The organism is Bradyrhizobium sp. 190, assembly GCF_023073415.1.
Lineage (GTDB): Bacteria > Pseudomonadota > Alphaproteobacteria > Rhizobiales > Xanthobacteraceae > Bradyrhizobium.
The window spans coordinates 252,144-264,971 of sequence record NZ_JADPJL010000062.1; the positions used below are offsets into that span (position 1 = coordinate 252,144).

11 protein-coding genes are annotated in these 12,828 nt (G+C 64.2%); 8 read left to right on the forward strand and 3 right to left on the reverse strand.

Annotation, left to right across the window (positions count from 1 at the left end; genetic code table 11):
- The first annotated feature begins 26 nt into the window (after window positions 1-26).
- The gene (gene scpA / locus IVB22_RS30425) at window positions 27-2,183 is read left to right on the forward strand and encodes a methylmalonyl-CoA mutase (RefSeq protein WP_247520842.1); all 2,157 of its coding nucleotides are present in this window, start codon (window positions 27-29) and stop codon (window positions 2,181-2,183) included.
- A 74-nt stretch (window positions 2,184-2,257) separates the two neighbouring features.
- Entirely contained in the window at window positions 2,258-3,019 is a 762-nt protein-coding gene (locus IVB22_RS30430; protein WP_247520972.1) for a DUF3298 and DUF4163 domain-containing protein, read from the forward strand.
- Between the two features lie 12 nt (window positions 3,020-3,031).
- On the opposite strand, the gene IVB22_RS30435 is transcribed toward IVB22_RS30430, so the two are convergent.
- Window positions 3,032-3,502: an SRPBCC family protein gene (locus tag IVB22_RS30435; protein ID WP_247520843.1), complete on the reverse strand. Its 471-nt coding sequence runs from the start codon at window positions 3,500-3,502 to the stop codon at window positions 3,032-3,034.
- Window positions 3,503-3,722: 220 nt separating this feature from the next.
- Between IVB22_RS30435 and IVB22_RS30440 the strand changes: the two genes are divergently transcribed.
- The 6 genes from IVB22_RS30440 to IVB22_RS30465 all read left to right on the forward strand — a co-directional run bounded on the left by IVB22_RS30440 (window position 3,723) and on the right by IVB22_RS30465 (window position 10,040).
- Window positions 3,723-4,718 (forward strand): tripartite tricarboxylate transporter substrate binding protein, encoded by a 996-nt coding sequence (locus tag IVB22_RS30440; RefSeq protein WP_247520844.1) that lies wholly within the window; start codon window positions 3,723-3,725, stop codon window positions 4,716-4,718.
- Window positions 4,719-4,760: 42 nt separating this feature from the next.
- A complete protein-coding gene (locus IVB22_RS30445; protein ID WP_247520845.1) occupies window positions 4,761-5,246 on the forward strand; it encodes a tripartite tricarboxylate transporter TctB family protein in 486 nt (161 codons plus the stop codon).
- Between the two features lie 3 nt (window positions 5,247-5,249).
- Complete coding sequence (locus IVB22_RS30450) at window positions 5,250-6,761, forward strand: tripartite tricarboxylate transporter permease (protein WP_247520846.1); 1,512 nt, start codon at window positions 5,250-5,252, stop codon at window positions 6,759-6,761.
- 52 nt (window positions 6,762-6,813) lie between these two features.
- Entirely contained in the window at window positions 6,814-7,806 is a 993-nt protein-coding gene (gene meaB / locus IVB22_RS30455; protein ID WP_247520847.1) for a methylmalonyl Co-A mutase-associated GTPase MeaB, read from the forward strand.
- Window positions 7,803-8,447: a pyroglutamyl-peptidase I gene (locus tag IVB22_RS30460; protein WP_247520848.1), complete on the forward strand. Its 645-nt coding sequence runs from the start codon at window positions 7,803-7,805 to the stop codon at window positions 8,445-8,447. Before meaB ends, IVB22_RS30460 begins: the two co-directional genes overlap by 4 nt.
- A 222-nt stretch (window positions 8,448-8,669) precedes the next feature.
- Entirely contained in the window at window positions 8,670-10,040 is a 1,371-nt protein-coding gene (locus tag IVB22_RS30465; RefSeq protein WP_247520849.1) for a TIGR03808 family TAT-translocated repetitive protein, read from the forward strand.
- Window positions 10,041-10,051: 11 nt separating this feature from the next.
- Here IVB22_RS30465 and IVB22_RS30470 read toward each other — a convergent pair whose 3' ends face one another.
- Window positions 10,052-10,570 (reverse strand): TIGR03809 family protein, encoded by a 519-nt coding sequence (locus IVB22_RS30470; RefSeq protein WP_247520850.1) that lies wholly within the window; start codon window positions 10,568-10,570, stop codon window positions 10,052-10,054.
- 527 nt (window positions 10,571-11,097) lie between these two features.
- Complete coding sequence (locus IVB22_RS30475) at window positions 11,098-12,819, reverse strand: S8 family serine peptidase (RefSeq protein ID WP_374207734.1); 1,722 nt, start codon at window positions 12,817-12,819, stop codon at window positions 11,098-11,100.
- Window positions 12,820-12,828 lie beyond the last annotated feature (9 nt).

The following is a 12,828-nucleotide window of genomic DNA, read 5'->3' on the forward strand; positions in this document are numbered from 1 at the left end:
CGTTCACATGTGCTATAATGGGTACCATGAGCCGCATACCGAACTTTGCGAATATCGCCTTTGAAGCCATCGCGCCCGCGCAGCCCGCAGGCGCCGCCGAGCCGTGGCTGACGCCCGAGGGCATTCCGGTAAAGCCCGGCTACAGCGAGGCCGATCTCGAAGGCATCGACTTTCTTGAGACTTGGCCGGGTGTTGCGCCCTATCTGCGCGGCCCCTACCCGACCATGTACGTCAACCAGCCCTGGACCATCCGGCAATATGCCGGGTTCTCCACGGCGGAAGATTCCAACGCGTTCTATCGCCGTAACCTTGCGGCCGGGCAAAAAGGTCTTTCGGTCGCGTTCGACCTTGCCACCCACCGCGGCTATGACTCGGATCATCCGCGCGTGTCCGGCGACGTCGGCATGGCCGGCGTGGCGATCGACTCCATCTACGACATGCGCACGCTGTTTGCGGGCATTCCGCTCGACCAGATGAGCGTGTCGATGACCATGAACGGCGCGGTGCTGCCGATCCTCGCGCTGTTCGTAGCAGCCGCCGAGGAACAGGGCGTTCCGCCGGAGAAATTATCAGGCACCATTCAGAACGACATTCTGAAAGAGTTCATGGTGCGCAACACCTACATCTATCCGCCCGCTCCCTCGATGCGGATCATCTCCGACATTTTTGCGTACACGTCGCAGAGAATGCCGAAGTACAATTCAATTTCGATCTCCGGCTATCACATGCAGGAAGCTGGAGCCACGCAGGACCTCGAGCTCGCCTACACGCTGGCCGACGGCGTCGAATATCTGCGCGCCGGGCTTGCCGCGGGCCTCGACGTCGACCGTTTCGCGCCGCGGCTGTCGTTCTTCTGGGCGATCGGCATGAACTTCTTCATGGAAGTCGCCAAGATGCGCGCCGCGCGGCTTTTGTGGGCCAAGCTGCTGACACAGTTCAATCCAAAGGACCCGCGCTCGCTGTCGCTGCGCACGCATTGCCAGACTTCCGGCTGGTCGCTAACCGCGCAGGACGTCTTCAACAATGTGATGCGCACCACCATCGAGGCGATGGCGGCCACGCAAGGCCACACCCAGTCGCTGCACACCAATGCGCTCGACGAGGCGCTCGCGCTGCCGACCGACTTCTCGGCCCGCATCGCGCGCAACACGCAATTGTTCCTGCAGCAGGAAAGTGGCACAAACCGCATCATCGATCCCTGGGGCGGCTCGTACTATGTCGAGCGGCTGACGCGGGATCTCGCAGCCAAGGCATGGGGGCATATCCAGGAGGTCGAGGCGCTCGGCGGCATGGCCAAGGCTATCGAAGCCGGCGTTCCGAAACTGCGGATCGAGGAAGCCTCCGCCAAAACGCAGGCGCGGATCGACGCCGGCAAGCAGGCCGTGATCGGCGTCAACAAGTACAAGCCCGTCAATGAAGCGGCGATCGACGTGCTCAAGGTGGAGAACTCCACCGTGCGGCGGCTGCAGATCGACAAGCTGAAGCGACTGCGCACCGAGCGCGACCAGAAGGAAGTCGATCAGGCGCTCGCCGCGCTGACGCGCAGCGCCGGCGAAGGCAACGGCAATCTGCTGGCGCTGGCGATCGATGCTGCGCGGGCGAAAGCCACCGTCGGCGAAATATCGGACGCGATGGAAAAAGTGTTCGGGCGACACCGCGCCGAAATCAAATCCATCACCGGCGTCTACAAGCGGGAGGCGTCCGCCATGTCCAACCGGGTCGAAAAAGTGCAGGAACTGATCGATGCGTTCGAGAATGCCGAGGGCCGCCGCCCCCGCATCCTGGTCGCCAAGATCGGCCAGGACGGCCACGACCGCGGCCAGAAGGTGATCGCGTCCGCCTTCGCCGACGTCGGCTTCGACGTCGATATCGGGCCGCTGTTCGCCACCGCCGACGAGGCGGCGCGGCAGGCGGTAGAGAACGACGTGCACATCCTCGGCGTGTCGTCGCTGGCGGCCGCCCATCTCACCGCGGTGCCGGAATTGAAGGCGGCGCTGAAGAAACACGGCCGCGAGGACATCATGATCATCATCGGCGGCGTGGTGCCGCCGCAGGATTACGATGCGCTTTACAAGGCCGGTGCGGAAGCAATCTTCCCGCCCGGCACCGTGATCTCCGATGCCGCCGAAGAGCTGATCCGCAAGCTCAACGCCCGGCTCGGCCACAGCGAAGCGGCGGAGTAGTTTCTCCGCCGGGCGCAGCTAATTCCAAAGGATCGCCCTTGCGCGGCATTGCATTCCTCACATTCGTCAGGACAATTGGTTTCGCGGGCGCCATCGCATGCAGTGCGGCGCTTGGCGCAGCGTTTGCCGCCGAGCCCAAGCCGGACTTTTCCATCAAGGCCAAATGGGTCGAGGTCAGCGTCACCCTCGACGCGAAAATCAAGACCGATCCGGCGCTGGCGGCGAACTGCCTGGCCGAGGGCAAGACATGGGCCCAGAAGAACCGTGCCGATGCCGACAAGGAACGCAAGCAGGACCCCGAGTTGTTCCGCAATGCGTGGTCGTTTGAGCGGAAATACGAGACGCGCTCGGTGGTCGACGGCCGCTATGTCAGCATCGTCAGGGGCGACTACGAATATACTGGCGGCGCGCACCCCAACAGCTCGTCCGACACGATCCTGTGGGACAGGTCAGCGGGCAAGCGCATCAGCATCCGTCCATTCTTCACCGAAACAGCCGACAACGGCCCGACGCTGAAAGCGATGCGGCGAGGTGTCATTACATCGCTGGAGGCCGAGAAGAAGAAGCGCGGCGCGGAAGGCACTGACACCAGCACCATCGAAGCCATCGAGCCAAAGCTTCTCAAGATCGGGCCGGTCTCGCTGGCGCCATCGACCGAGGAAGGCAAGAGCTCCGGCCTGACCTTTCACTACGCCCCTTACGCGGTCGGCTCCTACGCCGAAGGCGAGTATATCGCCTTCGTGCCGTGGGAGACGCTAAAGCCGTATCTGACGCCGGAAGGCGCCAGAATTTTCGGCGGCGCGCGACCGAAGGACGACGAAGAGCGCCCACAATAACGGCCGCACCATTCAAGCAGCCCGGCGGCCCAGCGCTCTCTCGAGCGAATGCGTCCAGTCCGGAATCCATGACTGGAACAGCGTCTGCCAGCGATCGGCATCCTGCGGCTTGGTATCGAGCTGGACCGACCATCCGATGAAGGTCCGGTTGCCCTCGACGACCGGCAGCAGGTGCATCGTCCCCTCATAGCGCGTCGGCGCGGGGGCATCCGAAGCAAGCTCGGCTGGAAACGGGAACGGCTCGATGCCCGCATAAGTCAGCGTGTGCGCTTCGTCGGAATGGCCCGCCAGCCGCTGCCTGATCCAGTTGCCGAGGTAGCAGAAGCGTCTGACCGCGCCGACTTCGTCGCCGCCTTTGTCGTCCTCGATCACGCTTTCGCTGACGCCATCGATATAGGCCGGGTAGTTGTTGAAGTCGCGGATCAGGTCCCACACGGTTTCCAGGGGATGGTTCAGCACGGTGCTGTAATAGGCTGTCGTCATGATGATCTCCGCAATCGATCGCGGCTCGATGACTGAGCCGCACATGGATACCTATTTCGGGTAGCCCGATCGCCGCCACCCGATTTCCGGATGTGGCGAGATGCCCACCGGGCGACGATTTTCCTCACGAGCCAATGCCTTGCGACCACAACGCAAAGCCGCCTAGAATGTCGCATCACAAGAGCGCCCGGCCTCACGGACGCCGCAGGGAGGACCACCGATGTCCAAGAAGATCACGCGCCGCGCCTTCGCGGCTTCATCCGCTGCTGCCGCGGCCGTCGCGGGTTTTGGCTTCAAGCCGGCTTTGGCGCAGGCCTATCCGGCCCGGCCGGTGACCGTGATCGTTCCCTGGGGCGCCGGCGGTGGCACCGACGCGACCGCGCGCATTGTTGCGGCGCTCTTGGAGAAGGACCTCGGCCAGCCCTTCAACGTGGTCAACCGCACCGGCGGTTCCGGCGTGGTCGGCCATTCCGCGATCGCAACCGCCCAGCCCGACGGTTACACGATCGGCATGCTGACGGTGGAAATCTCGATGATGCACTGGCAGGGGCTCACGGAACTCGCACCCAAGAGCTACACGCCGCTTGCGCTGATGAACGAGGATCCGCCCGGAATCCAGGTCGGTTCCGGATCGCCCTACAAGACCGTGAAAGAGCTCGCCGACGCCATCAAGGCCGCGCCTGCCGGCAAGTTCAAGGCCTCTGGCACCGGCCAGGGCGGCATCTGGCATCTCGCGCTGGTCGGCTGGATGCAGGCGATGGGACTTGCGCCGAACCACGTGGCCTGGGTGCCGTCGAACGGCGCTGCGCCCGCGATGCAGGATCTTGCGGCCGGCGGCCTCGACCTTACCACCTGCTCGGTGCCGGAAGCCCGCGCGATCATCGAGGCCGGCAAGGCGCGCAGCCTCGCCGTCATGGCTACAGCGCGCAATCCTGCATTCCCCGATGTGCCGACGCTGAAGGAAGCCATAGGCATCGACTATTCGACCGGTGCGTGGCGCGGCATTGCCGGTCCCAAAGGCCTGCCGGCCGATGTCGCGGCCAAGCTCACGGCGTCGCTGAAGAAGGTTTACGACTCCAAGGAGTTCAAGGACTTCATGAGCAATCGCGGCTTCGGAACGGTGTGGGGCGATGCGGCGCAATTCGCAGCCTTTATGGACAAGGGCGACGCGCAGATGGGCGTGGCGATGAAGGCCGCTGGTCTCTCGAAGGTTTGATCCTGATCGGCTGACATCGTCCGATATCTGCGGAGCTAGTCCATGCGTCTTCCCGATCGTGTCACGGGATTGTTCCTCGTTGGCCTCGGCGCGGCCGCCGCCTATGGCGGCTGGCAGTTGCCGCCAGTGCCCGGCCAGCCGGTCGGGCCCAATGTGTTTCCGCTGGTGATCGGAACGGGTCTGGCGCTGTGCGGACTCGCGATCGCATTCGGGATCGGCCATTCCTTTGAAGAGGAAGAAGAACTCATTCCGGTCGAGGGCGGCCAGCCGCCGCCGCCGACCGGGAAGTTTTACGGCCTGCGCGCCCTGCTGCCGCCAGCGCTCTTGCTGTTCTACGTGGCAGTGGCCGATCGGCTTGGCTTCATCATTACGGCAGCACTGATCGTGTTCGTGACGTCGACCGCACTCGGCGCCCGCTGGAAGCTGTCACTGCCGCTCGCCGTGCTGGCGCCGATCGGTATCCATCTGATTTTCTCAAAATTGCTGCGCGTGCCGCTTCCGCCCGGCCTTTTGCCGATGCCCTGGTGATCGATGCTCAATACCCTCGCCCAAGCGTTTGCGCTAATTTCCACCTGGGAAGTCATCATCGCGATGTTCGCGGCCTCGGTCTATGGCCTCGTCATCGGATCGCTGCCCGGGCTATCAGCGACGATGGCGACGGCGCTGCTGGTTCCCGTCACCTTTTATCTGTCGCCGATCGCCGCGATCGCCACCATCGTCGCCGCATCAACGATGGCGATCTTCGCTGGCGACATCCCGGGCGCACTGCTGCGCATTCCCGGCACCCCCGCCTCCGCGGCCTATGCCGACGAAGCCTATGCCATGACCCGCAAGGGCGAAGCTGAACTTGCGCTCGGCGCCGGCGTGTGGTTCTCCGCCGTCGGCGGCATCGCGGGCACGCTCTCGCTGATGATCCTCGCGCCGCCGCTCGCCGAGATCGCGCTGTCGTTCTCGACCTTCGAATATTTCTGGCTCGCATTCCTCGGCCTGATGTGCGCCACGCTGGTCGCGCGCTCCTCTCCGGTGAAGGCGATCGCCAGCATGTTCATCGGCCTGCTCGTCGCGTGCATCGGCATCGAAAACCCCGGCGGCGTGCCGCGCTTCACGTTTGGCATGACCAATTTGTTCGGCGGCATCGAACCGATCCCGGCGCTGGTCGGTGTCTTTGCCGTGGCGCAGGTGATGCGCGCGATGCTGACGCCGGAACCGCCGCCGATCCCGCGGCGCAAATTCGGAAGCATCTTGGCGGGCCAGTGGAAGCTCACCAAAAAATACAATTGGCAGATGACGCGAGGGAACATCATCGGGATCATCATCGGCGTGCTGCCGGGCGCCGGCGCCGACATGGCCGCCTGGGTCAGCTACGCAATGTCCAAGCGCTTTTCGAAAGAACCCGAGAAGTTCGGAACCGGCCATGTCGAGGGCCTGGTCGAGGCCGGCGCCAGCAACAACGCCAGCATCGCCTCGGGCTGGGTACCCTCGCTGCTGTTCGGCATCCCCGGCGACACCATCGCGGCCATCGCCATCGGCGTACTCTACATGAAGGGCCTCAACCCCGGCCCGACGCTGTTCACCGAAAAAGCGTCGAGCATGTATGCGATCTACCTGATGTTCATCATCGCCAACATCATCATGATCCCGCTCGGCATCGTCATGATCAGGCTTGCAAGCTACGTGCTGCGCGCACCGCGTTCCACCGTGATGCCGGTCATCATGCTGTGCTGCGCAGTAGGCTCGTTCGCGATCGGCAACAACATATTCGGCGTCGTTATCGTCGCGACCTTCGGAGTCATCGGCTATGTCATGGAAGAAAATGGCTATCCGGTCGCCGCGATGGTGCTCGGCATCGTAATGGGCACCATGATCGAGCAGAGTTTCGTCACCTCGCTGATCAAATCCGACGGCAGTATATTCCCGTTCTTCGAGCGTCCGATCGCCGCGATCCTGGCCGCCATGGCGATCGGCGCACTGATCTGGCCGGTGCTGGTCTGGGTGTGGCGGCGGCTCAGGCGCGAGGCGCCCGCCGCCGCGTCGGCGCGCTGAACGGACTGCAGGGCCCCCTCGCCTGCATGGCGCGGGCGTTGTAAACCAAGCCATGACCCTGCCGAAGAATCCCTCCCCCGATGTCGGGAAACTCGCCAAAGATCTCCGCTCCGGCCACCGCGCGGCGCTGGCGCGTGCGATCACGCTAATCGAAAGCAGGCGAAGCGATCATCAGGCCGCAGCGCGCGATCTGGTGCAGGCGCTGTTGCCGGACACCGGCAAGGCGGTCCGCGTCGGCATCACCGGCTCGCCCGGGGTGGGCAAGTCCACCACCATCGACGAACTGGGCATGTTCCTGATCGAGCGCGGCCACAAGGTCGCCGTGCTGGCCGTGGACCCCTCCTCCGCGCGCACCGGCGGCTCGATCCTCGGCGACAAGACGCGGATGGCGCGGCTGGCGAATTCGGAAGCCGCCTTCATCCGGCCCTCGCCTGCGTCGGGCACACTCGGCGGGGTCGCCGCAAAAACCCGCGAGGCGATGCTGCTGTGCGAGGCGGCCGGCTTCGACGTGGTGCTGGTGGAAACCGTCGGCATCGGCCAGTCCGAGACTGCCGTCTGCGACATGACCGATTTCTTCCTGGCCCTGATGCTGCCCGGCGCCGGCGACGAACTGCAGGGCATCAAGAAGGGCCTCGTCGAACTCGCCGACATGATCGCGATCAACAAGGCCGACGGCGACAATATCAAGCGCGCCAATCTGGCGGCGGCTGAATATCGCGGCGCCCTGCACATCCTGAGCCCCCGTTCGGAGCACTGGCATCCGCCGGTCCTGACTTACTCGGCGTTGACGGGCACGGGCATGGACGCGCTGTGGCAGAAGATCCTCGATCACCGCACCGCCATGAACGCCTCGGGCGAGTTCGCGGGCCGGCGGCGCGAGCAGCAAGTGAAATGGATGTGGTCGATGCTGGAGCAGCGGATGATGGCCCGCCTGCGCGCCGATCCCGCGATCCGCGCCAAGGTGAAGAAGACCGAGGCCGAGGTCGCCGACGGCCGCATCACGCCGGCGGTCGCCGCCGAACAGATCGCGGAGTGGCTGCGGTGAACGACAAACTTCGCATTCTCGTCACCGGCTTCGGCCCGTTTCCCGGTGCGCCCCACAATCCAACGCAGGCGCTGGTGGCGCGGCTGACGCGGCTGCGTCGTCCTGCCTTCACCGACGTCGAACTGTCCAGTCATATCTTTCCCGTGACATACAAGGCGGTCGACCGTGAATTGCCGCTGGCGCTCGCAGAACACAAGCCGCACGCGATGCTGATGTTCGGCCTGGCCGGCCGCACCAAGTTTGTGCGTATCGAAACCCGCGCCCGCAATGCCGTCACCATGTTGTGGCCCGATGCCGCGCAAACCCGCGCTCGCAAGGGCTCGATCGCCGACGGCGCCGATGCGCAAAGGTTCGGCCCGCACACCGCGAAACTGCTGCGTGCCGCTGAGGGTACCGGTCTCGACGCCCGCGCCTCGCGCGATGCCGGCAGCTATCTCTGCAATTATCTGAGCTGGCGCGCGCTTGAGGCCGTCGATGCTGACAACGGCCCCCGCCTCGCCGCCTTCGTCCATATTCCGCCGCTGGCGCGCGGCGGTGCCGTCAGGCGCAAAGGTTTTTCGCGCATCACGCTGGAAGAGCTGGTCGACGCCGGCGAAGCGATGCTGCTGGAAATGGTGAGGTTGGCACGAAGAACCTCGTAGGGTGGGCAAAGCGAAGCGTGCCCACCATTGTCTCTGCAAATTGAAATGGTGGGCACGGCGCAAGCGCGCCTTTGCCCACCCCTACGGACCGCGACCGTACCCAACATTAACCCTACCCTGAACAATCGCCGCCTTTGTTCCCGGTCTTCACCATGCTGCGCCGCATTTTCGCGATACCTATGAATTCGCGAATGCCAGAACTTGCATCGCGCGAGGGCCACCATGGACATGAACCGCCGCCATCTCATTGGAGCGTCCGCCGCCGGTATGGCAGGCGCACTAGCGATGTTGCCGGAGCCGGCGCGCGCTGCGCCGCTGACCTCGGCGCTCGGACGCGACGTGACGCAGTATGGCGTGCGTCCCGGCAGCCCCGACGATCAAACTGCGAAACTGCAACGCGCCATCGACGAAGCCGCGCGCGCGCAGGTGCCGCTGGCGCTGCCGCCGGGCGTCTATCGCACGGGCATGCTGCGCCTTTCGAACGGCACGCAACTGGTCGGCGTGCGCGGCGCGACCAAGTTCGTATTCAATGGCGGCGCCTCGATGATCCAGAGCGAAGGCGCCGACAGTATCGGCCTGACCGGCATCACCTTCGACGGCGGCGGCATTCCGTTGCCGACGCGGCGCGGTCTCGTGCATTGCCTCGGCGGGCGCGACGTCCGCATCGCCGATTGTGAAATCATCGGCAGTGGTGGCAACGGCATCTGGCTGGAACAGGTTTCCGGCGACATCTCCGGCAACATCTTCAGGAAGATCGCGACAACAGCGGTCGTATCGTTCGACGCGTTGGGCCTGATCGTATCGCGCAACACCATCACCGATACCAACGATAATGGCATCGAGATCCTGCGCACGGCGATCGGTGACGACGGCACGCTGGTGATCGACAACCGCATCGAGGACATCAAGGCCGGCCCCGGCGGCTCCGGGCAATACGGCAACGCCATCAATGCTTTCCGCGCCGGCAACGTCATCGTGCGGGGCAATCGCATCAAAAATTGCGACTACTCCGCGGTGCGCGGCAATTCGGCATCCAATATCCACATCACGGACAACAGTGTCAGCAATGTCCGCGAGGTCGCGCTCTATTCGGAATTCGCGTTCGAAGGCGCCGTGATCGCCAACAACACGGTGGATGGCGCGGCCGTCGGCGTCTCCGTCTGCAATTTCAACGAAGGCGGACGCATCGCCGTCGTGCAGGGCAACATCGTCAGAAATCTGTTGCCGAAGCGGCCGATCGGCACCGCGCCGGACGACGACGCCGGGATCGGCATCTATGTCGAGGCGGATTCTTCCGTGACCGGCAACGTGATCGAGAACGCGCCCTCGTTCGGGATCATCGCCGGCTGGGGCAAATATCTCCGCGACGTCGCCATCACAGGCAATGTGATCCGCAACGCCTTCGTCGGCGTCGGCGTGTCGGTAATGCCCGGCGCCGGCACGGCGCTGGTCAACAACAACATGATCTCGGAAACCCCGCGCGGCGCCGTGGTCGGCCTCGACCATGCCCGCACCATTACGACCGATCTGTCAGCCGAAGGCGCCCAGCGCTACGCACAGGTGGTGGTCGGAGGCAACGCGGTGCGGCGCTAGCTCGCGCCGCGCTACATCGCGTTGCGCAGCAGCGGATAGCGTTCCTTCATCGAATCGAGATCGAGCGCCGGGAACTGCATTTCGTCGAGCGCCAGCACGTCGGGTACGGAAGGCGCCTCATTCGCAACGACGAGCTGGCTCTCCAGCGCGACCAGAACGTGAGCGGGAACATCGCGCGGCGGCGGCGCTGCAACTGGTGCCGGTTTCGGCTGAAACTGTACAACCGGCTGACGGAACCCTTCATCGCGCGGCAGCGGCGTCAGCAGCAGCGGCGCCCTACGACGGCGGCCGAGCCAGGCCATATCGATCGCTGTGTTTTCAAGCGAAGCTTCGCGGCTCAACAGGTCGCGCCAGGTTTCGACGGCGGCCTTGGCTTCCTGGATGTTTTCGAGAAAATCGAGTTCGGTGTGATAGCGGCGCCAGCGCCCGGTCTCGAACAGTTCGGTAAGGTATTCCAGCCGTTGCTCGGCAAGGTTGCACCAGCGCGCAACAATGTTGCGGCCACGTGCCACGTCTGCAGGATGTGCCATAAATCAGCCCGTAAGAGAGAAACGGACGCAAGACGCAACCTGAAACGAATCAATTGGACGTGACAGGTATATTCTGTGGAAAACTTTCTGATTGTCCAGTGCGTGGAGCTACGGAGCACGCAGCAATCGAACAAACCCGCACAAATACGAAGTTATCAGCGCTGTTCACCGTCAGGCTGCACGGCAGCATGGCCGCGTTGCGAAGCGCGCCTCGATAATCTCGTTTGGAAGACACGGGGGAATATCGCGCGTCACGCAGACGAACGGAAGTCTGGCAAGCCCACACCGCGCCGCACGCGACGCGGCTGCTTCCAAAAAACCTGTGCCGAAAATGAAAGACCCGTCCGGGGGGACAACCGGACGGGTCAAGCCATATGGGGCGCTTGGGGTGGATGGGCGCTCGCGCCGAATACAGCCGATGGGGAGGGATTACCGCTCCCACATAGATAAGTCGCAGCACCCTCGCCGAACGTTCAAAACGCCGGCTGATTTTTTTAACCTTGTGTTCGGGGCGATTGCCGCAAAAATCACTGCGCAGCAGGCTGTTTCGCGGCGTTTGCGGCCGATTTGTCCGACGCCATCGATGGCGGGGAGTCATTCAGTGCCCGGCTCACGGAAGCGTTATCGGCAGACGGGTCAAGCGCCGGCGTTTTTTCTCCCGCAGGCTTGCCGGAAACCGAGGCAAGCGGAACTGCCGGCGCGGCGGTCGCCGCGGTGACCGCGGCAAAGGCGTCGGCCTGGCCTGCCCCGAACTGATCGTCGCGGCCGGGGGCGCCAAGATCGCGGGCGGTCTTCGCCAGGATCGCGCGAACATCGTTCGGCTTCAATGCAGGATTGCGCTCCAGCAACAGCGCCGCAACGCCGCTGACATAGGCGGCGGAAAACGACGTGCCCGACGTGATCTGATATTTTTCATCCGGCGCCGGCAGGAAGATATCCGCGCCTGGAGCCGATATCGCGATGTGGTTGCCCCGGTTGGACGCCGCAAACAGCTTTTCCTGCGCGTCGGTTCCGCTCACTGCAATGACGTTCGGATTGGCGGCGGGATAGAGCGGCGGCGATTTCGCACCGGCATTGCCAGCCGCAGCCACCATCAGGATGCCACGGGCTGCGGTGGCGGCGATCCCCCGCTCGATCAACGGATCCTTCGGGCCGGCAAAGCTCATATTGATGATCTGCGCGCCATGCTCGGCCGCGTAGTTCAATCCCCTCAGGATCACATAGGACGTACTCTCCGCGCCCTTCGATCCCGCGCCGAATGCGCGGATCGCAAGCAACCTCGCCTCCGGCGCGCTACCCATCAGCCTGGCATGCGCGACGATCGCGCCGGCAATGCCGGTTCCGTGGACATGCGGACCTTCACTGCTGCCGAGCGCGTCGAAACTGTCGGCGACCGAATTGGCGAGCTCGGGATGTTTGACGTCGACACCTGAATCGATCACCGCGATGGTGACGTTCATGCCGCGGACGAGCGCGTGCGCCTGCGGCAGCCGGAGCTGGGCGACGGCGTATTGCGCGGAGTCACCCCCGATCGAGGGCTTCTTCTGGTCCTGCAGGAAGTAACGGAAATTGAGCTGCACCGAACGCACGCTGCCGTCGGCCGCGAGCTCGCGGCGCACCGTGTCCACCGGCCGCCGGTCGACGATGCGGAACAGGCCGATGGTGCCGCCGAGCAGCGGGAAACTCTGCGATGAAATGCGCTCCAGGCCATGACGCCGCGCCAGCTCATCGGCCTCGGCTGTGGATAGCGCGCCGTCGATTTCGGCGACGAGCTCGTTCTGGACCACGCGCGTATTGACCGCAGCCTGCACATTGTTATTGCGCGATCCGCCATTGCCCTTCCTGGCCGAGGTGCCGTTGCCGCCGCCCGCCGACATGACCGGACGATCGAAGCATTCGCCGTCGGGACCGCGGAACGCATTCTGGCAAGCCGGATAGAGATTGGGCGAAAATCGCGCATGGGGAAGCGTCGACGGCACGCCGGCCCCCGGGCGGGTTCGCAGCGTCGAGCTCATGGTGCCGATCCGGGACGGCGGCGTCCGCGCCACTCGATCGGCGCTCACGCTCGGCCGGGCCGCGATACCGGGATTGATCCGCGGCGTCACCGTTGGATTGATGGTAGGCGTCCGCACCCCGACATTGAGATTGGGTGTGCGCATGATGCTCTGCGCATGAACCGCCGAGGCTGCGAAAGCCATCAATGGCAGAAACGCCGCCGAAAAAACCAATGCCGCGCGGCGCGTCTTCATCAGCCAATT

What these genes read in the sequence shown, in the direction of transcription:
- scpA (WP_247520842.1), top strand. Translation starts at nt 27, where the DNA reads ATGAGCCGCATACCGAACTTTGCGAATATCGCCTTTGAAGCCATCGCG.
- IVB22_RS30435 (WP_247520843.1), bottom strand. Translation starts at nt 3,502, where the DNA reads ATGACGACAGCCTATTACAGCACCGTGCTGAACCATCCCCTGGAAACC.
- IVB22_RS30440 (WP_247520844.1), top strand. Translation starts at nt 3,723, where the DNA reads ATGTCCAAGAAGATCACGCGCCGCGCCTTCGCGGCTTCATCCGCTGCT.
- IVB22_RS30445 (WP_247520845.1), top strand. Translation starts at nt 4,761, where the DNA reads ATGCGTCTTCCCGATCGTGTCACGGGATTGTTCCTCGTTGGCCTCGGC.
- IVB22_RS30450 (WP_247520846.1), top strand. Translation starts at nt 5,250, where the DNA reads ATGCTCAATACCCTCGCCCAAGCGTTTGCGCTAATTTCCACCTGGGAA.
- meaB (WP_247520847.1), top strand. Translation starts at nt 6,814, where the DNA reads ATGACCCTGCCGAAGAATCCCTCCCCCGATGTCGGGAAACTCGCCAAA.
- IVB22_RS30465 (WP_247520849.1), top strand. Translation starts at nt 8,670, where the DNA reads ATGGACATGAACCGCCGCCATCTCATTGGAGCGTCCGCCGCCGGTATG.
- IVB22_RS30470 (WP_247520850.1), bottom strand. Translation starts at nt 10,570, where the DNA reads ATGGCACATCCTGCAGACGTGGCACGTGGCCGCAACATTGTTGCGCGC.
- IVB22_RS30475 (WP_374207734.1), bottom strand. Translation starts at nt 12,819, where the DNA reads ATGAAGACGCGCCGCGCGGCATTGGTTTTTTCGGCGGCGTTTCTGCCA.